Annotated in this window: 15 protein-coding genes; 7 read left to right on the forward strand and 8 right to left on the reverse strand. The window is 74.3% G+C overall.

Annotated features, from left to right (window positions below):
- Positions 1–629: 629 nt before the first annotated feature.
- On the forward strand, positions 630–2,018 hold the full coding sequence (locus LUZ64_RS19855) for an MFS transporter (RefSeq protein WP_232398672.1): 1,389 nt from the start codon (positions 630–632) through the stop codon (positions 2,016–2,018).
- On the opposite strand, the gene LUZ64_RS19860 is transcribed toward LUZ64_RS19855, so the two are convergent.
- The 3 genes from LUZ64_RS19860 to LUZ64_RS19870 all read right to left on the reverse strand — a co-directional run bounded on the left by LUZ64_RS19860 (position 1,998) and on the right by LUZ64_RS19870 (position 6,286).
- Entirely contained in the window at positions 1,998–4,022 is a 2,025-nt protein-coding gene (locus LUZ64_RS19860) for a helix-turn-helix domain-containing protein (protein WP_095580299.1), read from the reverse strand. The genes LUZ64_RS19855 and LUZ64_RS19860 overlap by 21 nt on opposite strands.
- Before the next feature lie 85 nt (positions 4,023–4,107).
- Positions 4,108–4,953 carry a 3-hydroxybutyrate dehydrogenase gene (locus LUZ64_RS19865; protein ID WP_095580297.1) on the reverse strand — a complete coding sequence of 282 codons (846 nt, stop codon included), beginning with the start codon at positions 4,951–4,953 and terminating at the stop codon, positions 4,108–4,110.
- A 361-nt stretch (positions 4,954–5,314) separates the two neighbouring features.
- On the reverse strand, positions 5,315–6,286 hold the full coding sequence (locus LUZ64_RS19870) for an FG-GAP repeat domain-containing protein (RefSeq protein WP_232398673.1): 972 nt from the start codon (positions 6,284–6,286) through the stop codon (positions 5,315–5,317).
- A gap of 426 nt (positions 6,287–6,712) precedes the next feature.
- On the opposite strand from LUZ64_RS19870, the gene LUZ64_RS19875 reads away from it, so the two are divergent.
- The 5 genes from LUZ64_RS19875 to LUZ64_RS19895 all read left to right on the forward strand — a co-directional run bounded on the left by LUZ64_RS19875 (position 6,713) and on the right by LUZ64_RS19895 (position 14,071).
- Positions 6,713–9,973 carry a CHAT domain-containing protein gene (locus tag LUZ64_RS19875; protein WP_095583084.1) on the forward strand — a complete coding sequence of 1,087 codons (3,261 nt, stop codon included), beginning with the start codon at positions 6,713–6,715 and terminating at the stop codon, positions 9,971–9,973.
- Between the two features lie 36 nt (positions 9,974–10,009).
- Positions 10,010–11,230 carry a hypothetical protein gene (locus LUZ64_RS19880; RefSeq protein ID WP_095583083.1) on the forward strand — a complete coding sequence of 407 codons (1,221 nt, stop codon included), beginning with the start codon at positions 10,010–10,012 and terminating at the stop codon, positions 11,228–11,230.
- 73 nt (positions 11,231–11,303) lie between these two features.
- A complete protein-coding gene (locus LUZ64_RS19885) occupies positions 11,304–12,080 on the forward strand; it encodes an alpha/beta fold hydrolase (protein ID WP_095583082.1) in 777 nt (258 codons plus the stop codon).
- Positions 12,081–12,245: 165 nt separating this feature from the next.
- The gene (locus LUZ64_RS19890) at positions 12,246–13,238 is read left to right on the forward strand and encodes a GlxA family transcriptional regulator (RefSeq protein WP_095583088.1); all 993 of its coding nucleotides are present in this window, start codon (positions 12,246–12,248) and stop codon (positions 13,236–13,238) included.
- A 173-nt stretch (positions 13,239–13,411) separates the two neighbouring features.
- Positions 13,412–14,071, forward strand: coding sequence for an isochorismatase family protein (locus LUZ64_RS19895; RefSeq protein ID WP_232398642.1), 660 nt, complete (start codon positions 13,412–13,414; stop codon positions 14,069–14,071).
- Positions 14,072–14,128: 57 nt separating this feature from the next.
- Here LUZ64_RS19895 and LUZ64_RS19900 read toward each other — a convergent pair whose 3' ends face one another.
- From LUZ64_RS19900 to LUZ64_RS19910, 3 genes are all read right to left on the reverse strand, one after another.
- Positions 14,129–15,142 carry an SCO0930 family lipoprotein gene (locus LUZ64_RS19900; RefSeq protein ID WP_095583080.1) on the reverse strand — a complete coding sequence of 338 codons (1,014 nt, stop codon included), beginning with the start codon at positions 15,140–15,142 and terminating at the stop codon, positions 14,129–14,131.
- A 212-nt stretch (positions 15,143–15,354) separates the two neighbouring features.
- The gene (locus LUZ64_RS19905) at positions 15,355–16,794 is read right to left on the reverse strand and encodes an NADH-ubiquinone oxidoreductase-F iron-sulfur binding region domain-containing protein (protein ID WP_095583087.1); all 1,440 of its coding nucleotides are present in this window, start codon (positions 16,792–16,794) and stop codon (positions 15,355–15,357) included.
- A 71-nt stretch (positions 16,795–16,865) separates the two neighbouring features.
- Complete coding sequence (locus tag LUZ64_RS19910) at positions 16,866–17,618, reverse strand: hypothetical protein (RefSeq protein WP_232398644.1); 753 nt, start codon at positions 17,616–17,618, stop codon at positions 16,866–16,868.
- 392 nt (positions 17,619–18,010) lie between these two features.
- On the opposite strand from LUZ64_RS19910, the gene LUZ64_RS19915 reads away from it, so the two are divergent.
- A complete protein-coding gene (locus LUZ64_RS19915) occupies positions 18,011–19,264 on the forward strand; it encodes a PucR family transcriptional regulator (protein ID WP_308251772.1) in 1,254 nt (417 codons plus the stop codon).
- Between the two features lie 136 nt (positions 19,265–19,400).
- Here LUZ64_RS19915 and LUZ64_RS19920 read toward each other — a convergent pair whose 3' ends face one another.
- Together LUZ64_RS19920 and LUZ64_RS19925 are read right to left on the reverse strand one after the other, a co-directional pair.
- Positions 19,401–20,828, reverse strand: coding sequence for a DUF1996 domain-containing protein (locus LUZ64_RS19920; RefSeq protein ID WP_095583078.1), 1,428 nt, complete (start codon positions 20,826–20,828; stop codon positions 19,401–19,403).
- Positions 20,829–20,834: 6 nt separating this feature from the next.
- Complete coding sequence (locus LUZ64_RS19925; RefSeq protein WP_095583077.1) at positions 20,835–21,521, reverse strand: DUF4142 domain-containing protein; 687 nt, start codon at positions 21,519–21,521, stop codon at positions 20,835–20,837.
- Positions 21,522–21,935 lie beyond the last annotated feature (414 nt).

Raw genomic sequence — 21,935 nt, forward strand, 5'->3', positions numbered from 1 at the left:
CCAAGGCAGGCCCGCACTCGAGGCTGTCGATCCGGGACCCAGCCGACCTCGGCGGCCTCGTCCTCGTCGAACGGCGACCTCGCTGTCCTGCAGCTCGGGGACGCTGGCTCCGACGCCCGAGGGCCACTTGCCGAACTTCTCGCGCACGACCCTCGAATTGCAGAGAGAGCGAGCTTGCCTTCCAGGCATTGATCTCATCGGAGGCGACGTCCTCCACATAGAGCGGACCCAGGTGGTGCGGCGGTCTCCCAACCCATCGGGCCGAGGAGTCCTCCGGCCCAACGCAGGGTCCGATCCATGCCCGAATGTCGAAGTTCAACGCTCCGTAGTCAGCACCAAGTCAGCACGGGATAGGTGACCAGGGCTGCTGACGTGGGATTTTAGTCAGCACCAAGTCAGCACGGGAATCCGCACCCGAGTGCTAGATCACCCCAATCGCGACATAGCTCCGCACCGAATTCCTAATTCGAGTTGAGCGGTACGCCGGGCCCGCAGCACCCCCCTCATGGGCGCTGCCCTCACACCCCGCCCCCGAAGTGTGGTCCCCCGCCACATAGGCCCCTGACCTGCGCCTTCCTACGGTGTGGCGACGCAATGACGCGCCCCTCCCTTACCCGGAAGTGATGACCATGGCCACCCCTCCCCCAGCCACCCCAACTCCCAACTCGCTCCCCAAAATCGTCGTAGCGAGCCTCATCGGGACCACTATCGAGTGGTACGACTTCTTCCTCTACGGGTCCGCCGCCGCGCTCGTCTTCAACAAGCTCTTCTTTCCCGGCTCCGATCCGCTCGTCGGCACTCTGCTCTCCTTCCTGACCTATGCCGTGGGCTTTGTCGCGCGGCCCGTCGGGGCGTTGGTCTTCGGGCATTTCGGGGATCGGCTCGGGCGGAAGAAGTTGTTGGTGGTGAGTCTGCTGATGATGGGGGGTGCGACGTGCGGCATCGGGCTGCTGCCCACGCACGCCGCCGTGGGGGCGGCGGCGCCTGTGCTGCTGACCGGGCTGCGGTTGGTGCAGGGGTTCGCGTTGGGGGGTGAGTGGGGTGGGGCCGTGCTGCTGGTGTCCGAGCACGGGGACGCCCGGCGGCGGGGGTTCTGGGCGGCGTGGCCGCAGACCGGGGCGCCTGCCGGGCAGTTGCTCGCCACCGGGGTGCTGTCCGCGCTGACCGCGGTGCTGTCGGACGGGGCCTTCGAGGCGTGGGGGTGGCGGGTGCCGTTCCTGCTGTCCGGGGTGCTGGTGATGGTGGGGCTCTGGATACGCCTGTCCGTCGACGAGTCGCCGGTGTTCAAGGCCGCCCTCGCCCGGGCCGAGGCGCGGAAGGAGCAAGGGGGTGTCGCCGAGCGCCCGCCGCTCGTCGCCGTGCTGCGTGACCACCGGCGCGACGTACTCGTCGCCATGGGTGCCCGGATGGCCGAGAACATCAGCTACTACGTGATCACCGCCTTCATCCTCGTCTACGCGACCGAGCGGACGCACCTCTCCCAGCAGACCGCCCTCAACGCGGTGCTGATCGGCTCCGCCGCGCACTTCGCCGTCATCCCCGCCTGGGGCGCGCTGTCGGACCGGGTCGGCCGTCGGCCCGTCTATCTGCTGGGGGCGGCGGGCGTCGGGATCTGGGCGTTCCCGTTCTTCGCGCTCGTGGACACCGGACGCTTCTGGGCGCTGGTCGTGGCCGTGACGGTCGGCCTGGTCTGCCACGGGGCGATGTACGCGCCGCAGGCCGCCTTCTTCTCCGAGATGTTCGCCACCCGGATGCGCTATTCGGGGGCCTCGATCGGGGCGCAGTTCGCGTCCGTGGCCGCCGGTGCGCCGGCCCCGCTGATCGCCACGGCGCTGCTCGCCGAGCACGACAGCGGTACGCCGGTCGCCCTGTACGTCATGGCGGCCGCGGTGCTGACGCTCGTCGCGGTGGGGTGCGCGCGGGAGACCCGGCACCGGGACCTCGCGGAGGCGGACGACGACACGGGCCGGGCTCCGGCCCGTACCGGCGGCGGCTCCTCAGTCGCCGAGCGCCGCTGACAGCCCGTACAACCGCAGCGCCAGCTGGATCTCCAGGGCCCGGGCGGGCGTCTGCCAGTCCGGGCCCAGCAGCCGGCCGACCCGCTCCAGCCGCTGCGCGACCGTGTTGACGTGCACGTGCAGCGCGTCCTTGGTGCGCGCCGGGCTCGCCCCGCCGGCGAAATAGGCGTCGAGGGTGCGCACGAGCGCGGTGCCGCGCCGCGCGTCGTAGTCGACGACCGGGCCTATCGTCCGGGCGATGAACTCCCCCACGCGCGCACCGTCGCGGCCGTGCGCACCGCCCGTCAGGAGCAGGCCGAGGAAGCCGAAGTCCTCGGCGGCCGCGCCGTCGCCGTCGCGCCCGAGGACGCGCAGGGCCTCCAGGCAGCGGCGGGCCTCGGCGTAAGCGGTGGCGACGGCTCCGGGGTGGCTGTCCGGAGCGGGTACAGGGCCTGCGGCGCCGACGGTGACGGGGGCGTGGACGGCCGCGCCGAGCCGCTGGGCGAGGTGCCGCGCCGTACGCGTCGCGTCGTCGTACGGGCCGTGGGGCAGGAGGAGTACGGTGCCGCCGTCGCGCGCTGCGGCCAGGCCGTGCCGGGTGGCGGCCAGGTGGGAGGCGGCCGACCACAGGCGCTGGCGGTCGGCCGGGGCGTCCGCGTGCTCGTCCGCCGTGCGGGCGGCGAGGACGAGGTGCGGGGTGTCGAGGGCGGCGCGCAGCCGGGCGGCGCGTTCGCGGAGGAGGCGGGGGTCGCGGTCGGGCGCGTCGATCAGGTCGTCCAGGAGTTCGCCGCGTACGCGCTGCTCGGCCTCGTCCGCCGAACGGAAGGCGAGCCGGAGGAGCGAGGTGACCATGGCCGCCCGCTCCAGGGTGCGCCGGTCCACCGGGTCGAGGCAGGGCTGGCCGCGCAGCCGTAGGGCGCCCAGCAGTTCGCCGCCCGCCGACACCGCGGCGATCCACCCGTCGCCGTGCCGGACGGCACGGCCGTCCGCGCGGGAGCGTTCCACGGCGGGCACCGGGCAGTCCTCGGTCTCCAGGAACTCGACGTGCCCGGCGAGCACCTCCGTGACCGCCTCCGCCACGTCGTGGACGCCCCCGCCCCGCAGGACGAGTTCGGTGAGCCTGTCGTGGATGCCGGCGGCGCGTTCGATCGTGGCGCTGCGGTCGCGGGCGGTCGCGTTGGCCGTCTCCAGCCCGGCGAGCGCGGAGCGCGTCTCGGCGAGCAGGTTGGCCGTGTCGATGGCGACGGCCGCGTGGGCCGCGAAGGAGGCGAGCAAGGCGATCTGCTGCCGGTCGAACACCCTGGCCCGCCGGTCGGCGGCGAACAGGACCCCGATGACACCGCTGCCGAGCTCCAGCGGGACGCCGAGGATCGCGACGAGCCCCTCGTCCCGCACCCCGGAGTCGATGATCCCGGTGTGCCGGAACCGGAGGTCGTCCAGATAGCTCTCGGTCACGTACGGGCGGGCCGTCTGGGCCACGAGCCCGCCCAGCCCCTCCCCCATCCCGAGCCGCAGCTGCTGGAAGCGGGCGGACACCGAGCCGTCGGTGACGCGCATGTAGGTGTCCCCGGCGGCCGGGTCGTTGAGGGTGAGGTACGCGGCGTCGGCGCCCAGCAGGGAACGGGCGCGCCGCACGATGGCGGTGAGGACCGCGTCGAGGTCGCGCAGCCCCGCCAGGTCGTGGGCGGTGGCGAAGAGGGCGGAGAGTTCCGCCTCGCGCCGTCTGCGGTCCTCCAGTTCGGCCCGGACGCGCAGGGCGAGGAGCTTGGCGCGCTCCACCGCGGCGAGGCGGTCCGGCGACGCCCCCTCGGCGCGGGCGCGCAGCACGGGGCGTTCGTACGCTTCGGCGGGCGCGCCGTGCGCGAGGAGCGCGAGGTACGCGGCGGAGGGGCCGCCGTCGGTGTGGTCGTCGGGTACGGGCGCGGGTACGGGTTCGGGCGCGGGCGTGGGTTCGGGTTCAGGTTCGGGTACGGGCGCGGGTGCGGGAGAGACGGCGGGCACAGGAGGTACGGAAGGCGTGGACATGGGCACAGGATCCCGGGCACCGGGTGTCGCTTCCACATACTTTCCCGGGAGTTCGTGGGGGGGTAGGGCAGAGGGTGGAAGGGGCTCAGTGCGCCGTCCAGCCGCCGTCCATGACGAGGCTGGTCCCGGTGACGAAGGAGGCGTGCGGCCCGCAGAGGTAGGCGACGGCCTCCGCGACCTCTTCCGGTTCGACGAGCCGCTTGTGCGCCGAGTCGGCCAGCAGCACCTCGCTCAGCACGCGTTCCACGGGCAGTGAGTGGGCGGCGGCCTGGTCCGCGAGCTGCCGCTCTACCAGGGGCGTACGCACGTAGCCCGGGCTCACGCAGTTGGAGGTCACCCCATGGGTGGCGCCTTCGAGGGCGGCGGTCTTGGACAGCCCTTCGAGGCCGTGTTTCGCAGCGACGTAGGCGGACTTGTAGGGCGAGGCGCGCAGCCCGTGCACGGAGGAGATGTTGACGACCCGGCCCCAGCCACGCTCGTACATGTGCGGCAGGGCACCCCTGAGGAGGCGGAAGGGTGCCTCCAGCATGAGCGTGAGGACGGTGTGGAAGACGTCGGGCGGGAAGTCCTCGATGGGGCGTACGCACTGGATTCCGGCGTTGTTGACGAGGATGTCGGTGCCGGCCGCGGCCCGCTCCGCCGCGTCGAGGTCCGTGAGGTCGAGGACGACGGGTTCGACGGTGCCGGCCAGGCACCCCGCCCGCGCCACGACCACGTCGAGACCGGGCCCGTCGCGGTCCAGTGCCCGTACGCGCGCTCCCGCGGCGGCGAGCCGGAGGGCGCAGGCCGCGCCGATGCCGCCGGCGGCGCCGGTGACGAGGGCGGTACGGCCCTGGAGGCCCGGGGACGGGCGGACGGGGACGGGGACGGGGGCAGGGGCGGTGTGATCGGCCTCGGGGTCCGGAACGGGGGCGGGCGGCGGCGTGGTCATGCCCGCACCCTAGGCGCGCGCACCACGGTGGGCCGATGGTTCACCACCCCACAGGACGCGCCGGATGTATGGAGGGTGCCGACATGGCACCCCCAGGCACCCCCCAGGCGCCCCCAGGCACCCGGGTACGGTCCGGGGCTCTCCCCGCGGCGGGGAAACTGGGAAGGGCCGCGGGAAGAGCCGGGGTGGGTTCCGGGTGTGCGCGCCGGTCACCGCCGGCGGACGGGATTCGGGATACGGGGTTCGGGATACGGGGTCCGGGATACGGGGTCCGGGGTCCGGGGTCCGGGATTCAGGGTCCGGGATTCAGGGTCCGGGATTCAGGGTCCGGGATTCAGGGTCCGGATTCCGGCGGGACCGGTCAGCCGAGGATGTGGACCTCGGTGCTGTTCGTGCCCGTCCGGCTCTTCTTCACCGCCACCAGGTCCTGACGGCCGTCACGGTTCCAGTCCGCGACGGAGAACTCGAAGGTGCTGTCGGTCTCGTGCAGCGCCGTGCCGGTCTGCAGGCTGAACCGCTGGAAACCGCTCCCCCCGGAGAGGACGTGCACCTCCGTGCTGTTGGTACCGGTCCGGCTCTTCTTGATCGCCACCAGGTCCGGGCGCCCGTCACGGTCCCAGTCGGCGGCCGCGAAGTCGAAGGTGTCGTCGGTCTCGTGCAGCGCCGTACCAGTCTGCAGGCTGAACCGCTGGAAACCGCTCCCCCCGGAGAGGACGTGCACCTCCGTGCTGTTGGTGCCCGTCCGGCTCTTCTTCACCGCCACCAGATCGGGGCGCCCGTCACGGTCCCAGTCCGTGGTGGCGAAGTCGAAGGTCCCATCGGTCTCATGGAGTGCCGTACCGCTCTGGAATATGAAGCGCTGGAAGTTGCTGGCACCGGAGAGGATGTGCACCTCGGTGCTGTTGGTGCCCGTCCGGCTCTTCTTGATCGCCACCAGGTCGGGGCGCCCGTCACGGTCCCAGTCCGCCAGCGCGAAATCGAAGGTCCCGTCCGTCTCATGGAGCGCGGTGCCGGTCTGGAGCACGAACCGCTGGAAGTTGCTCGCCCCGGAGAGGACGTGCACCTCCGTGCTGTTCGTGCCGGTTCTGCTCTTCTTCACCGCCACCAGATCGGGCCGGCCGTCACGGTCCCAGTCGGCGGTCGCGGTGGCGAAGGTGTCGTCGGTCTCGTGGAGCGCGGTACCGGTCTGCAGAATGAAGTTACGGAACGCCGCGGCGCCGGCCTGGGACGTGGCCTTGTCCGAGGTGTGATCCTGACCCGCGGCGACGGCGCCGCCGGGAAGGGTGAGGATCGCTCCCAGGGCGATCGGGGCGAGCGCGGCGATGGCCTTCATGGTGCGCACAGGAATGCCTCCCTGACACATGCTCCCGAGAAGTTCCCGGGAAGCCCGACCGATGCTAGGGGCCCCTACGCACCTCAGGGATCGGAGCGCCTCAGCGACGGCCGGAATCCACGGGTGAAGGACCGATTCCCGCTAGACGTTCATGATCCATCTCCTTGACTTTCCTTCAAATGCAAGGAGATGGCAGCGAGTGTTGCGGTGGACTTCAACGCACCGCCCCGTCCGGACCATTGGCGTACGCACGCCCCGTCCGGCACTCTGCCTGGGACCGCCGCCGGGCCCTGAACGTGACCGGCGGCACCGAGGGGTCGTTGCGCCGGGTGCCCAGGTGTGTCAGGAGCATCGGGCGTACGGGGCGGGCGTGATCGACGGAACGGGGTGGAGCGGGTGCGGCGGCGTCGGGTGCTGAGAGTCCTCATGGGCGGCGTTCCGCCGGCCGCGGCCCTGGCGCTGTGGTGGCTGAGCGATCGGTCGTTCCTCACGGGCACCGCGATCCTCGGCGTCGTCGGCGTCCTCGCGCTGCTGGCGGCCGCGCTGGTCACGTCGTGGCCGGCCCGGATGTCCTCCGCCACGCTCCGGTGGCCGGCCGACACGCGGCACGACGCGGTGGAGGTACTCGCCCGGCGGCTCCGCAGGCAGTACGAGGAAGAGACATTGCTCCGGCGGCTGTCCGACTTGGCGCTGCCGGTGGTGTGGTCGCCGGTGGCGGGCTCCCCTTCGTCGTTCTCCGGCTCCGGCGCGGAAGGAGAACCCCCGGTCTTCCGGTCGAACGAGTCGGACGACCTGGCCGCTGTCTTCCGTCGCATGGACGCGCCGCGGCTCGTGGTCGTCGGCCCGCCGGGCTCGGGCAAGTCCACCTTCGTCCAGCTGCTGTCGCTGGCACTGCTCAGAAACCGGGAGGCGCAAGACGGCGGACCCGTCCCCGTGCTGCTGCCGCTCGCCTCCTTCGACCCCGCGCGCATGACCTTGCGGGACTGGCTGTGCGACGGGATCGCCACCGCCCACCCGGGCCCGACCCGCTCACGGGCGCACGGGCTCCTCGCCGCGCGGGTCCTGCTGGACGGCGGACAGGTGCTGCCGGTCCTCGACGGCCTGGACGAACTTCCGCTCCACGCACGGGTTTCGGCGTTCCACGCGCTGCGGACGGACCTCCCCTGGGACGCCCCCCTGGTCATCACCTGCCGCACCCATGAGTACGGCAGCCTCACGGCCGCGACGACGCCCCTGGCGGGCGTCACGGTGATCGGGCCCGCCCCCGTACCCGTCGACGAGGCGCTCGGCATGCTGCGCCGGGCCAACCCGTACGAACGGGACGGACAGGGCTGGATGACCGTCGCCGCCCATGTGCGGCACGACCCCGACGGGCCGCTGGCCCGCGCTCTGACCAACCCGTTGACGGTGTCCCTCGCGGCGACCGTCTACGCCCGCCGCGGCACCCACCCCGCCGAGCTCGCCGACCCCGCCCGGTTCCCGAGCGTCGTCGCCGTCGAGGAACACCTCCTCGACAGATTCGTCACGGCCGTCTTCGCCCGCTCCGAGAGCCACCCCTTCCAACGGTTCGCGTGGGATCCGGAGAAGGCCCGGCACTACCTCGCCTACCTGGCCCGCCGCCTCCACGACCGGCCGGCCGGCGGTCTGGCCTGGTGGGAGCTGCGCCGGTCGGTTCCGGCTACGGAGCGGAAGCAGACCCGGGCGCCGGCCTGGGGCCCCCGGGCATCCCTCCGGTCCGAGCCACGCGTCGCACTCGTCCGGGGCGCCTCCGCCGCCGCGCTGGTAGGCGTGACCGGGGCCGTCTGGGCGTTCTCCGCGCCGGACGCCCTGACCGCCCCGGGGCCGGGTCTGCTGTCCCTCGGTCTGCTGTGCGTCGTCCTGGCGTCGGCCTCCTCCCTCTGGCCGTCCTACCTCCTGTCCCGGAGCGTGCTCGCCGCGCGCGGACAGCTGCCGTGGCGGCTCCGGTCCTTCCTCGCCGACGCCCACCGCCTCGGTGTGCTCCGGCGGTCCGGACCCACCTACCAGTTCAGGCACGCACGGCTCCAGGAGCACCTGGCGGGGGTGCCCGCGCCCGCCGAACCGACTGTGATCGGCCGCGACCTGTCCCCTTATCAGCAGCCGCCCAGTTATCAGCAGCCGACCGGAGCGCCCGCCTTCCAGCAAATGCCGCCGGGCGCCCGGCCCCGTGGCGCACCCACCGTCACGTTCGCGACCCCGGAACCCACGGATCCCCCGGAACCCGCGGAACCCGACGACCCCCGCCGCCTCACCGCCCAGCTGGCCGAGCAGGCACCGCCCGGCCGGGAGGTGCCCCTGCACGTCCAGGTCACACGCGGCACCACGGAAGAGGGCGTACCGCTGCGGGCGTTCGCGATCCCGGCCGAGGGTGCCCGGCTGCTCGTCACCGTGCACGCCCCGGGCCTCCAGGCGCTGGGCGACCTCCAGCAGGAGCTGACCGTCCTCCCGGGCCGGGACTCGGACGTCCTGCACTTCGGTCTGCGGACCATGGCCCCGGGGCTCCACGCCGTGACCGTACGGGCCTTCCGCGGCGGCTCGCTCCTCGGCGAACTGCGGCTCCAGATCTCCGTGCGGACCGGTACCCCGGCCCGGGACGGGCCGACCCGGGGCGCCCCGCTCAGCACCGCGTTCGACCCGGGGGAGGTGAGCCTCCAAGTCCACAAGGAGGCCGACGGCTCGCACAGTTTCCAGCTGCTCGGCGAGACCGCGTACGCGCCCGAGTCCTTCCGCCTCCTGGCCGGGGACTCCCGGGGCGCGACGGAACGGATCTACGACGAGCTCCGGCGCACGGCCGCCGCGGCCGGGCCCGGCGGCGGGCTCGACACGGACCGGGCGCGGCGGCGGCTGCGCAACCTGGGGGTGCAGCTGTGGGCCAGTGCCGTGCCCGACGCGGTGCGGCGGCAGTTCTGGGACGAGGCCGGGCGCGTCACGGCGCTGACCGTGCTCGGCGAGCACGACATCGTGCCCTGGGAGCTGCTGTATCCGCTGGACGGCGAGCGGGAGGGCGAGGGTTTCCTCGCGGAGTGGCTGCCGGTGGTGCGGCGGGTCTTCGGGCAGGACAGGGTCCGCGAGCTGGTCCTGTCGCGCGCGGCGTTCGTCGTGCCGCCGGGTTCGCCGCCCGAGGCGGAGCGCGAGGTCGCGGCCCTCCGGGCCAGGCTGGGTTCCGGGGTGGCCTACGGCGGCACCCTGACGCACGGGTCCGCCGTGAGCACGCTGATCGACAGGGGGCTCACGGGCCTGCTGCACTTCGCCTGCCACAACGCCTTCACCAGCGGCGGCTCCCATGTCGCGATGGCGGACGGGCCGTTCGACCCGGTCGACCTGGCCTACGCCACCCAGTCCGGGGCGTTGCGCGCCACGCATCCGCTGGTGTTCTTCAACGCGTGCCGGAGCGCCGGGCAGATCGACTGGTTCTCCTCCGGCATGGGCTGGGCGCCGCAGTTCCTCAAGGCCGGGGCCGGGGCGTTCGTCGGCACCCTGTGGCCGGTGCGCTCGGATTCCGCCCTGACGTTCGCCGGTGCGTTCTACGACCATCTGCTCACCCACCGCCAGACGCTGGGCGAGGCGTCCCTGAACGCCCGCCGGGCCATCCGCGACCAGGGCGGGGACCCGACCTGGCTGGCCTACGCCATGTACGGGAGCCCGGCCGCCCGGGCCTCCGCGCCATGAGACCGACCGACAGGACCGAAGGAGAGCGGGAGAGCCATGAGCGAGCCGGTTTTCGTCATTCACGGCGTCGGCAACCGCGACGCGCGGGCGTTCGCCACGACCGTCGCCGCCGTACGGGCCGCCGTGGGCGGGGACATGGAGCTGGTACCGGTCCACTGGGGGGACCTCGGCGCGGACGACCGCTTCGTCGACCTGGCGCTCCCGGCCCGGCCCGGCGGGCTCCGGGACGCCGACGGGGCCGGGCCTGATCCGGAGGACGGGGTGGCCGACGCGTCGCCCGAAGCCTTGTTGTCCGCGCTGTCCGCACCGTCCGCCTCTTCGGGCGGGGGCGGGCCGGCGCGTGCCGGAGGCCTGCCCGGCCCCGTGCGGGACGCGGTCCGCGAGGGCCTGGACGGTACGGAGGACTCCGGGCTGCGCGGCGGCCCCGCGGGGCCCGGCGGGCCGGACGGCGAGGACGTGCTGGCCGAGCTCGCCGACGCCTGGCCCTCGACGCGCTGGCTGTCGCTCACCGACGACCCGGTGCTCCTGAGGGAGGCTGGTACGGCCATCGCCCGCGCCGTCGCGGACGCCGGCGCCCAGGAGACGGATCCCGACTGGGGAGGATTGCGCGGGCCGGGTTCCGGGGGCGGCGGCCTGCGCGGTGTGGTGCGGCGCCGGCTCGCGGACCTCGACCGGGTGGCCGGCGCCGCGATGCAGGCGCTCGCCGGGAGGGTCAACCACGGGCTGCGCACCCGCTTCGGGCCGGGCACCACCCGGTTCCTGGGCGACGTGCTGGTGTACCAGCGCCACCGCGAGCGGATCCACGCCCGCGTACGGGAGCGGATCGCCGCGGTCGACCCCGCGCTGGGGAGCGGCCCCGACCGCCCGGTGCGCGTGGTGGCGCACAGCCTCGGCGGGGTGATCGCGGTCGACATGGCCACGGCGCGGGTGCCGCTGTGGACGTCGTCCCTGCTCACCTTCGGTTCCCAGGCCGCGTACTTCCACCTCTGCGACCCGCGCGGCGGCAGCCTCCCCGCCTACGCGGGCGGCGGCCCCGTCCCGCTGCCGCCCTCCCTCGCCCGCTGGACCAATCTGTGGCAGCCGCTAGACGTGCTGGCCTTCGCCGCCTCCCGCGTCTTCACCCTCGACGACGGCACTCCCCCGGTCGACGTGCCCCTCCCGCACTCCGCGTCCGCCGGGCTGTGGACCCACTCCGTCTACTGGGACCTGCCGGAACTGGCCCACGCCATCCGTGCCGCGATGCCGCCACCGGCGTGAGGCGGACGCGCCCGTCCGCCCGTCCACCCGTCCGCCCTGGTGGTCCCGGGAACGCCCCGAGGAGACTTGGCTCATGGAACTCATGGTGTCGGTCAAGGACGGCGAGGTATGGGCGGACGACTCCGGAGGGGACGGCCTGCCGCTGGTCCTGCTCCATCCCGGGATCGGTGACTCCACCGTCTGGGACCCGGTCGTCCCGCGCCTCGCGCGGCGGCACCGGGTGATCCGCTACGACGTACGGGGCTACGGGCGGTCCCCGGCGGCCACGGCCCCGTATTCGCTGGTCGAGGACCTGGTCGCGGTCCTCGACCGGTTCGAGGTGGAACGGGCCGCCCTGGTGGGCTCCAGCATGGGCGGGGTCGCGGCGGTGAGTCTCGCCCTCGGCCACCCGGAGCGGGTCGCCGCGCTCGCGCTGCTGTGCCCGGGCGTCACCGGCTATCCGGGGCTCACCTCACCCGAGCTGATGACCGAGATCGAGAGGCTGGCCGAGGCGGGGGACATGGACGGCCTGGTGGCCCTGGCGCTGCGCACCTGGGCGGCGGCCGGTACGGGCGACGACGCCGAGGCGGCCGCGCAGGTGCGGGCGGCCGTCCCCGCCTGGTTCACCAACTACCCCCATCAGGTGCCCGATCCGCCCTCCTTCGACCGGCTCGGCGAGCTGGACACGCCGTGTCTGCTGGTGCTCGCGGAGCTGGACCAGCCCGAGGTCGTCCGGTGCAACGAGGAGATGGCCGCCCGTATCCCGGGCTGCCGGCTGGTCCGGCTGCCCGGCTGCGACCACCTGCTGATGCTGCGCGACCCGGAGACGGTCGCCGAGCTGGTGCTGGAGGTGTGCGACGGGCTGAGGTGAGCGTGGGCGTGACGGGCCGAGATGGGCGGCGGGTGGCCCGGGCCGAGATGAGCCGGGGTGACGGGCCGAGATGAGCCGGGGTGACGGCCGCCCGCGTGGGCCCATGTCCGGATGTGACAGGAAACCGTCATTGCGGCCATGGGCTTCACCCCCGACGATGGACACATGCCCACTACGCACCGTGTCGTCATCGCGGTCTTCCCCGATGTCGATCTCCTCGACGTCACCGGCCCCGCCGAGGTGTTCGCCCTGGCCGACCGGGAGACCGGGGGCCGCGCCCGTTACGACGTCCGGCTCGCCGCGCCCCGGGCGGGCGAGGTCCGGACGTCGGCGGGGGTGCGGCTGTGCGCCGACCTGTCGTTCGCGGAGGTCGGCGCGCGGGTGGACACCCTGCTGGTGCCGGGCGCGGTCGACCGGGGCGACTCCGGCCCGGTGGCCCGCGTCGACCCGGAGGTCGTGGAGTGGGTACGGGCCACCGCGCCGCACGCCCGGCGGGTGGCGTCGGTGTGCGTGGGCGCCCATGTGCTGGCGGCGGCGGGCCTGCTGGACGGGAGGACGGCGACCACGCACTGGTCGACCGCCGCCCAGCTGGCCGCCGACCACCCGGCCGTCACGGTCGACCCGGACCCGATCTTCGTCCGCGCCGACCGGGGCCGGCTCTGGACCGGGGCGGGGATCAGCGCCTGTCTGGACCTCTCCCTGGCCCTGGTGGCCGAGGACCACGGCGAGGAGGTGGCGCTCGCGGTGGCCCGGCAGCTGGTGATGTATCTCAAGCGGCAGGGCGGGCAGAGCCAGTTCTCCGTACCGCTGGCCGGGCCGGCCGCCTCCCGGCGGGACATCGACGAGCTGCGCCTGTGGATCGCCGACCACCTCGGCGAGGACCTCTCGGCAGGGGCCCTGGCGGCCCGGATGTGCCTGAGCGAACGGCACTTCGCACGGGTCTTCACCCAGGAGACCGGCACCAGCCCGGCCGCCTACGTCGAAGCCGCCCGGGTCGAGGCGGCCCGCCGCCTGCTGGAGGGCACCGACCACCCGCTCGACCGGGTGGCGGCCATCGCCGGACTCGGCTCGGTCGAAACCCTGCACCGGGCGTTCCGGCGGCAGCTCGCCACCACTCCCGCCGCGTACCGCCGCCGCTTCCGTACGACCACCACCTGATCCCTCCGGTCCGTACGGACGTCCCCCACGCCCGGAACGCGGGCCGCCGCACCGACGCGGACACCGGCCGGCCGCGCGGCTCCGCCGTGCCCGGATTCCCGGGGACCGTTCCCGTTCGACCAGTTTCTTCTTCATCCCCTTCCATGACACACCAATTCCGAAAAGGACCTCTCATGACCACCTCCACCACCACCCCCTCCACCCCCTCCACCCCCTCCAGCCCCTCCAGCCCCTCCACCACGCTCCGCGACGTGTCCGGCATGGACAACCGCCCGCCCCGGCTGGGCGAGTCGACGCTGATCATGATCGACTTCCAGAACACCTACCGCTCCGGCGTGATGGCGCTCGACGGCGCCGAGGCCGCCCTGGCCGCCGGTGCCCGGCTGCTGGCGCGGGCCCGGGCCGCGGGGACGCCGGTCGTCCACATCCTCCACGACGGTGGCGAGGGATCGCCGTACGACATCCGCGCCGAGATCGGCCGCATCAGCGACGAGGTCGCCCCGGTGGAGGGCGAGGCCGTCGTCGTGAAGCGCTTCCCGAACTCCTTCCACGACACGGAGCTGGTCAAGACGCTGACGGAGCTCGGTGTCGGGGCGGGTGACGACCTCGTCCTGGCCGGCTTCATGACGCACATGTGCGTGACGTTCACCGCCGAGGGCGCCTTCAACCTCGGCTACCGGCCCACCGTCGTCGCCGAGGCCACGGCCACCCGCTCGCTCGCCGCCCCGGACGGCACCGTCGTCCCCGCGGCCGCGCTCAAGGCCGGTGCCCTGACGACGATCACCGATCTCTTCGGTACGGTCACGCCGACGGTCGACGCCCTTCCGGCCTGACCCGGGCCGGGTGGCGGGGTCTCCCTGGAGGTCCCGCCACCCGGGGAGCCACCCGTCTCAGCCCGCCGGGGTGGTCACCTTCCCGCCCTGGTCGTCGACGGCGAACCAGAGTCCCTGCTTGCCCTGTCCCTGGGTGTCCCCGGGCTTCTTGTCACCCGTGAACCAGTAGACCGGCCAGCAGTCCACGGCCAGTTGCTTCGTGCCGTCGGGGCGCGTCACGGTGGTGATCAGCTTCTCCGGCACGCCGCGCACCGCGCTCTTCTCGACCGGCTTCGCGGGCTTCCAGGTGTCCAGGCAGGCGTCGGCGCAGGCGAACTTCATGGGCCAGGCGCTGTCCTTGTCGAAGCGGTAGAGGGTGCGCCCCCGCCCGTCGACGAGGATCTTGCCGAGGGTCCGGTCGTCGTTGACGGAGACGCCCTCGGCGGCCGGTTTCGCCCGGCCGGCGGGGTTCGGGGCGTCGTCCGGGGCGTCGGCGGGTTTCGAGGCGTCCGGCCCGTCGGCCGGTTTCCCGCCGGCCTTCTTGCCGTCGGGGGCGAACGCGTTCCATGTGCCGCCGACGCCTTGGCCCTTGGTGTCACCGGGGGTGGTGTCCTTGACGTAGCGGTAGACGGGCCAGCCGGCGAGGGTGAGCTGCCGGGTGCCGTCGGCGCGTTCCACCTCGCCGAGCGCGGCGCCGATGCCGGAGGTGGCGCTCGCGTCGTCGGCGGGCACGGGCGGCCACGCTTTCGCGCAGTCGCCGTCGCAGCGGGAGGCGGACGGACCGGCGGTGTCCTTGTCGAAGCGGTAAAGGGTCCGGCCCTTGGCGTCCGCGACGACGGAGCCGATGCCGGGGGCGTCGCGCACGGCGAGCCGTCCGGCCTCGGCGCTCCTCGTCCCCTCGGAGGCGGGTGCGGACGGGTCCGAGGACGAGGACCCGCCCGAGCCGTACCCGTCGTCGATCTTCGAGCTGTTCCCGGCGGGGGCCTTGCCGTAGTCGTCCGTCGCGGACGAGCCGCCCCCGCCCTCGCAGGCCGCCGTCAGCAGCACGACCGTGACCGCCGCCGAGGCGAGGGAGACCTGACGCTTATTCATGAACTGTCCTTTGCTCGTGGCCCGGCGGTGGTCCGCCGTTGCCGTGGGATTACGGGGCGGGCCCGCCCGGTGCTCAACGGGCCCGGGAATTTGTCACCGGATGACAGAGACCACGTGCCGGAACCGGTGACAGGGTCGGGTGACAGGGGGGTGACAGGGCCGGGTACCGAAAGCCGGTGACGAAGACCGGTGGCGGAACGGCCCCGCCGCTCTCAGCCGGCGGTCTCGACGCGCAGCGCGAGGGCGGGGCAGCGCCGTACCGCCCGGAGCGCCCTCGGGCGCATCCGGGCGGGCACGGGCATGGCGGCCCGCTCCGGGTAGCCGTCCGGGCCCAGGCGCAGCAGGCCGGGCAGCAGGTCCGCGCACAGCCCGTGGCCCCGGCACAGGGTCCAGTCGACGAGCAGCCGTCCCGCCGGGGACCGCGCGGCGCCGGCGCCGCGGACGGGAAGCGGCCCGGGCGCCGGGCGCGGCCCGTCGGCGGGCAGCGGGAGCGCGCCGAGCGTGCGGCGCGCGCAGCCGTGGCCCAGGGCGTGGGCGGCGAACTCCTCGCCGAAGACGGTGAGGGCGGAGGAGACGAACCGCGCGCTGCCGTCGGGGTGTCCGCACGCCCCGCGTCCTTCCACGGCGGACATCCGGGCGCGCGCGGCGTCCAGGGCGCCCTGCCCGCCCCCCGCCGCGGCGTCGGCGAGCGCGTCGGCGAGCGCCGGCAGGCCGAGGGCGCAGGGGCCGCACTGGCCCGCCGACTGCGCGGCCAGCCAGCGGGCCACGCGGACGGTCTCGCCGACCGGGCAGGTGGTCTCCGGCAGCGGCAGCACGGCGCCGGCGCCGAGGACGCCGCCGGCCGCGGCGAGCGAGTCGCGGGAGACGGTGGCGGCGCCCACCGCGTCGGGCGGCAGCCAGCCGCCGTGGTAGCCGCCGATCAGCACGCCCTGCCCGGGCGCGGTGCCGCAGAGCTCCAGGACGTACGCCAGGGGCACCCCGGTCGGGGTCTCCACGGCGTGGGTGCCGGCGACGGTCAGCATCACGGTGCCGGGCTCGGTCGGCAGCCCGCACGCGCCGTACCCCGCGGCGCCGAGCCGTGCGGCCAGGGACAGTTGGGCGAAGGTCTCGGTGTTGGACAGCAGGGTGGGCAGGCCGCCCAGGCCGCTGTCACTGGTGCGGACGCGGCGGCCGGAGGGCAGTGCGGGGCCGCCGTCGATGCCGCGGACGAGCGCGCTGCTCTCGCCGGTGACGAAGCGTTCGGGCAGCAGGGTGACGTCGACGGCCGGGCCGGCGGGCCCGGCCGGGTCCCGTTCGGCGAGCGCCCGGGCCACGGACCGTTCGACGTCCGGCCGGGTGACGCCGACGGCCACCCGGTGCGCGCCGAGGGCCCTGGCCGCGAGCACGGCGCCGTCGAGGACCAGGTGCGGCGCGTGGAGCAGCAGCGCGGTGTCCTTGAGGCAGCCCGGCTCGCCCTCGCTGCCGTTGACGACGACGGCGGCGCCGGGGTTCCTGTGCCGCTGGGCGTCGGCGACCGCCCGGAGTTTGCGGGCGAAGAGGAAGCCCGCGCCGCCGCGGCCGCGCAGGCCGATGTCCTCGGCGAGAGCGGCGAGTTCGTGGGGGCCGAGGTCCGGGGCGGGTCCGTGCGTCGCCAGGTGGGCCTCGCGGTCCATCCACGCCGTCTCGTCGAGCCCGGCCAGCAGCCGGGGTGGTCCGACGGTGGCGAGGGTGGGGACGGCCCGGTTCACCGCCGTGCTCCGCGCGCCTCGCGCGGCCGGGACCGCCACCGCAGGGTGAGGGCGGCGCCGACCCCGCCCACGCACAGCGCGTACCCGGCCGTCGCCCAGCCGGCCGCGGGGCGGCCGGCGTGGAGTCCGTGCACCAGGGCGGCGCCCCAGGCCGGGTAGGCCGCCATGTGCAGGGCCCGCCACCGGCCGGAGCGGCCGACGCCGGAGAAGGCGCTGCGGACCGCGCCGGTGACCGCGACGGCGACGAAGAGGTAACCGGCGAGCGTACCGAGTCCGATGAGCAGGGGGTGCCCGGAGTCGGTGAACGGGACGGCGGCGGCCGTCGTACTGGTACGGTCCTCGGCAATCTTCACCCACACGTGCAGGGCGAGAAATCCGAGCCCGGCCACGGCCAGTCCGCGGTGCACGCCCTGGGCGAGGAGCCGGTGGGCCGAGCCCAGCAGCCGTCGGTCGGTCGCGGCCAGCCCCCACAGCACGGTGGAGGTGAGCGAGACGAGCGCGAGTACGCCCGCGCCGAAGTCGAGGAATTCCCGGGCCCGTTCGGCGACGCCGGAACGTGCGGCGACGGCGAGGAACAGCAGGATCGCCGCCGGCAGGGCGGGGCGCGCGGAGGGCCGGGACTGCGGCAGGGCCCTCGGCCGGGGCGAGGGTTTGGCGGGCGGCTCGGCCGGCGGCCGGGCCGTGGGGCGGGCCGGCGAGCGGCCCGGCGGCCGCGGTCGTACGGCCCGGCGGCGGATTCCGGTACGCATCCGGTGGCCGGTTCGCGGGCGGGACAGGAGTGTTTGCGTTCGCGACTTGTGCATCTGGGTCTCCGACGGGCGGCCGGCAGGGGTTCCGGCGACCGTCCGTGTTCCTGAGAAATCCGGAAATCGCGCGCGTCGGCGGTGTCCGCCGGCCGGGCGATCGTCGAATTCACTCGATGTGACCGGCCGGGCACTCATGGCCCGGCGGTTGAATGTGCGGAAGCATCGCCCAACTTCACCGGAACTTCATAAGGTTTATCGCGCTGTGACAAATTCACGCCCGGCTGTCCCCACGGCAGTGGTCGGCTGCGGATGATGCCCACTCAGGCGAGAGGCCGCCGACGGCTTTCCCGGCCCTCCCGCCCGGTACGGAAGTCCGGAGGTAGACGATGTGCGAAATGCTGAACCGCATCTGGTCGCGACCGCGCGGTGAGTGGATCCGGGGCCTGAGAAAGGAACTCCCTGAGGTCGCCGCCACGGTGGTGGAGGAGCTCCAGCGCAGCACGCCCGCGTTCTCGGCGGTGTCACAGCGCATCGGTACGGAGGCGACGCGGGCCGCCGTGGAACAGGCGCTGCTGCGCACGCTGGGGCTGGGTCAGGCGCCGGTGGCGGGCCCCGGGCGCATACCGCCGGGGGCGGGCGCGCGACCGCTGCGAAAACCGGCGCGGGTGGTCACCGCCATGCCCGCCACCCGGGCCCGGCAGGCCCTGTTCGCCGCGCTCGCCGACGACCGGCACGTACCGGGTGAGGTCCTGGCCGAGCTGGCGGGCCTGGCCGGCTGGCCGCTCCCCCGCCGGGTGCGCGCCGTCGTCCTCGGCAGCCCCGGAGAGGCGCTGCCGTCCCACCCGTCACCGAACCCGTCGCACCCGTCACCACATCCGCCCTCGCACCCGTCACCGCACCCGTCACCGCACCCGCCCTCGCACCCCTCGCCGCACCCGCTGCCGCACCCGTCGTCCCAGGCGGCTCCCCAGCCCGGCCCACAGCTGGTGCCCCCGTTGGCGCCCGCGCTCGTGGCGGCCCTCGGCCAGGGCCTGCCCGGCACCGTCGAGGCGGACCTGTGCCTGCTGGTCCCGGACCCGGGCCTGCCGGGGCGCGCCGCGCTGGAGACGGCGCTGGGCGGCCGGGTGGCGGCCGTCGGTCACTCGGTGCCGGTCGCGGAGGCCGCCGCCTCGCTGCGCTGGGCGCGCCGGCTGCTGACCGTCGCCGCGGCCGTGGGCGGCCCGGCGGAACGGGTGGTGTGCGTCGACGACCACCTCTCCGACCTGCTGATGCTCCAGGACGAGTCGCTGGCGCGGGCCCTCTCGGCGCGGTGGCTGCGCCCGCTGGACGATCTGACGCCGCGGCAGAGCGAGCGGCTGGAGGTGACGCTGCTGGCCTGGCTGGAGAGCGGCGGGGCGCCGGAGGCGGCGCGGACCCTGAAGGTGCACCCGCAGACGGTGCGCTACCGGCTCCGTCAGATCGAGAAGCTCTTCGGTCCGGCGATGCGCGAGCCGCGCACGCGCTTCGAGCTGGAGCTGGCGCTGCGCGGCCGGCGACTGCTGTCCCGTACCCGGCAGTCGCGGTCGCGGGCGCCGGGTGCCGCGCGGGCCCTCGGCGCGGCGGTCCATCCGCTGGGTCCGGCCGGGAGGGCCCGCGTCAACGGGCTGTGAGGAGCGTGGCGCGGCGGCCCCCGACCCGGCTGTCGGAAGCCGCCGCCTTCCCGGCCCGGGTGGCATGCGTGGGGGGAGCACCCGGGCCGGGGGTCCGTGGGGAGCCGGTGTCACGCGGCGGGGACGCGGTCTCCCGTCAGCAGGTGCGGCCGCCGTTGACGCAGGACGTCGCCTCGGACATCAGGCGCTCGGACATCACGTTGATGAAGTCGCCGTGGTCCGTGACCGGCTTGTGCAACTGCTCGGGGAAGCTGTCCACGGCGAACGGCACGCCCGCCGGGACGTCGTAGGTGATGCGCTGCACCAGCTGCGGGACGGCCCGGAAGCCGCGCGGGCAGGAGCCGTCCGGGCGGGCGAAGGCGACGTGGGTGCGGTGGTTGGCGCTGTCGGTGTTCCGGCCGTCCCAGCAGTTCTGGAAGGCGAAGGTGCGGACGACGTCGGCGCCCTTCGGGCAGATCGGGTATTTGTCCTTGAGCTGCCGGTTCTCGAAGCCCTCGCAGCTCCATGAGGCATTCGCGTTGGCCACTCCGTTGGTGAGCGCCTTGGCGTCCCCGGTGATGATGCGGAGGAAGCGCGGCATGGCGGTCACCTTCGAGACCGGGCTGCCCTTGAATTGCAGGGTCACGGACGTGGGCCGGAGCACGGTTCCCATGTTCCCGTCGTGTCCGCCGCCCGGGGCATTCGCGTCCGGTGCCGCTTTTCCGTCCAGGACGCGCAGTACGGGCCAGTAGTGGCTGGACTTGTCCCCGTTGACGCAGGTCGTTCCGGCGGCCGCGAGACTCGCGTCGGTGGAGAAGGCGTCCGTGGATTTGTTGCCCACATAGTCGTGCAGGTGGTGGGCGCCGTTGCGCACGCCCGGGGTGACGATGACGTTGTCGGGGTTGAAGTGGCCGTTCTCGTTGCGGCCGCACACGGAGGTGAACGTGCCGGTGGAGCCTCCGGGGCGGGTGCTCTGTCCGTTTCGCCGCGGGGCGGTCCTGATGTCGGCGAAGTCGGCGCGGGAGGGGCCGCCGGGCCTGCCCCGCGCTCCGAGCCGGGGGGCGAGGTCGCGGGAGGAGTCGTCCACGGCGGCGGTGCCGACCTGCCGGGCGCGGCAGCCGCTGAGCGCCGCCGGTTCCACTGCGGCGGGGCCCGGGTTCGCGCCGTCCGTCTTGAGGGAGTCGTTGATCCGGCCTATGGTCCCGGCGCGCTTCGCCTTCAGCTCGTCGAGCACGGCGCCGGGCGCCGCCGCCCCGTCCTGACCGGCCGTTATCCGCTCGTAGGCTCGGGCGACTTGGGCGTCGAGTTCGGAGAGCCCCCGGGAGACCGCGATCCGTGCGGGCGCGGGGACGTCGCGGAGCTTGTCGCCCACGTCGGGGCAGGCGAGGGTCGTCGCCCCGGTGGCGGCAGCGCCGCCCGCGCCGGGGGAGGTCCGCCCGGTGTCCTGTCCGCCGGTGTCGCGGGAGGCGCCGGCGGAGGCGTGCTGGGCGATCACCGCCGTTCCGCCGCCGCCGAGCAGCAGGGCCGCGGCGGCCACCACCGCCCGGGTCCTCAGCTGCGAGCGTTTGTGGGCCTGTCGCATCATGTGGGGTCACTTCTTTTCGTCGTTGCCGGGGTGGGGGAAGTCGACGAGTCCGGTGTTCTCCAGGACGGTGATGTGGTCGAGGACGACCGTGTTGGCGCGGGTCGCCAGTGCCCGCACCATGGCGTTGCCGGTGCGGTCGCGGACGAGCGCCACCAGCGCGAACACCTTGCCGTGGGCGGCGCGCACGAGGTTGGCGAACAGCCGCTCGAAGGTGCTCCCCCGGGCGGCGCGCAGCTGGTCGAGCCAGCCGCGCTGGTCGGCATCGGGCCGCTCCGGCAGGGCCACGTCCAGGGCGCGGGCCACCTCGATGGAGCGCCGGTCCAGTTCGGTGTGGCCGTCGACGAGGTGGTCGCCGGCCATCCGTACCGCGTCCTTGGTGCCGCGCTCCTGGGCGAGTCCGCCCGCGGGCTTCTCCCACAGCCCGGCGAGCCGGACCCTGCGGACGAAGTCCCGGTCCAGCGGCGTCAGCGGCCCGGAGGGGGTGGCGGTGGTCCCCCGGCCGTCGTCGCTCCAGGTGGTGCGGGCGTCGGCCGCGGCGGGCGCGGCGCCGCCGAAGAGGTGGACCGGGATCAGCAGCGCCAGGAGCGTGGCCGCCAGGGAGAAGACGATGAGCCCGGTGCCGAGGGCCCGCTGGGAGAACGAGCGCGGCAGGCCCGGGGAGCGCGCGTAGCGGGGGAATCGAACGGATCGCATGGCACCTTCTTCGGCTTCTTCGGCTTCTTTGATTTCTGCGGTTTCTGCGGTTTCTGCGGTCTCTTCGACTTGTGCGGCTTTCGCGGCACATACGGCGTCCGCGGCTTCTTCAACGCGCCTGCCGGAATGCCCACGGACGCTAGCCCCCGGTGGCGCGGCGCGGACGGGCGTTCGCGGCCCCTGACAAACCTCCGCCGAAGTGGTGCTGTCGCGCCCCGGACGCTGCTACCGTGCCGCGCCGCTCCGTCCCGGCACCCTGCCGCGCGCTCCCCGCGTCGCCGCCACTCGCCCCGGAACCACGGATTCCTTGATTCCGCCATCTTTCCGGGGGCAGACGGCTCCTCAGCGCCCCCGCCGGGTGCGGCGTTCCGGACATCCGGCACCCCTCGGACTCCCCCGACCGAGGCCCCCGCG

The organism is Streptomyces albireticuli (assembly GCF_021228125.1).
Lineage (GTDB): Bacteria > Actinomycetota > Actinomycetes > Streptomycetales > Streptomycetaceae > Streptomyces > Streptomyces albireticuli.

Bases quoted from the DNA above. Each gene is read 5' to 3' on its own strand.
- LUZ64_RS19855 (WP_232398672.1), top strand. From the start codon at position 630: ATGGCCACCCCTCCCCCAGCCACCCCAACTCCCAACTCGCTCCCCAAA.
- LUZ64_RS19860 (WP_095580299.1), bottom strand. From the start codon at position 4,022: ATGTCCACGCCTTCCGTACCTCCTGTGCCCGCCGTCTCTCCCGCACCC.
- LUZ64_RS19865 (WP_095580297.1), bottom strand. From the start codon at position 4,953: ATGACCACGCCGCCGCCCGCCCCCGTTCCGGACCCCGAGGCCGATCAC.
- LUZ64_RS19870 (WP_232398673.1), bottom strand. From the start codon at position 6,286: ATGAAGGCCATCGCCGCGCTCGCCCCGATCGCCCTGGGAGCGATCCTC.
- LUZ64_RS19875 (WP_095583084.1), top strand. From the start codon at position 6,713: ATGGGCGGCGTTCCGCCGGCCGCGGCCCTGGCGCTGTGGTGGCTGAGC.
- LUZ64_RS19880 (WP_095583083.1), top strand. From the start codon at position 10,010: ATGAGCGAGCCGGTTTTCGTCATTCACGGCGTCGGCAACCGCGACGCG.
- LUZ64_RS19885 (WP_095583082.1), top strand. From the start codon at position 11,304: ATGGAACTCATGGTGTCGGTCAAGGACGGCGAGGTATGGGCGGACGAC.
- LUZ64_RS19890 (WP_095583088.1), top strand. From the start codon at position 12,246: ATGCCCACTACGCACCGTGTCGTCATCGCGGTCTTCCCCGATGTCGAT.
- LUZ64_RS19895 (WP_232398642.1), top strand. From the start codon at position 13,412: ATGACCACCTCCACCACCACCCCCTCCACCCCCTCCACCCCCTCCAGC.
- LUZ64_RS19900 (WP_095583080.1), bottom strand. From the start codon at position 15,142: ATGAATAAGCGTCAGGTCTCCCTCGCCTCGGCGGCGGTCACGGTCGTG.
- LUZ64_RS19905 (WP_095583087.1), bottom strand. From the start codon at position 16,794: ATGGACCGCGAGGCCCACCTGGCGACGCACGGACCCGCCCCGGACCTC.
- LUZ64_RS19910 (WP_232398644.1), bottom strand. From the start codon at position 17,618: ATGCGTACCGGAATCCGCCGCCGGGCCGTACGACCGCGGCCGCCGGGC.
- LUZ64_RS19915 (WP_308251772.1), top strand. From the start codon at position 18,011: ATGCTGAACCGCATCTGGTCGCGACCGCGCGGTGAGTGGATCCGGGGC.
- LUZ64_RS19920 (WP_095583078.1), bottom strand. From the start codon at position 20,828: ATGATGCGACAGGCCCACAAACGCTCGCAGCTGAGGACCCGGGCGGTG.
- LUZ64_RS19925 (WP_095583077.1), bottom strand. From the start codon at position 21,521: ATGCGATCCGTTCGATTCCCCCGCTACGCGCGCTCCCCGGGCCTGCCG.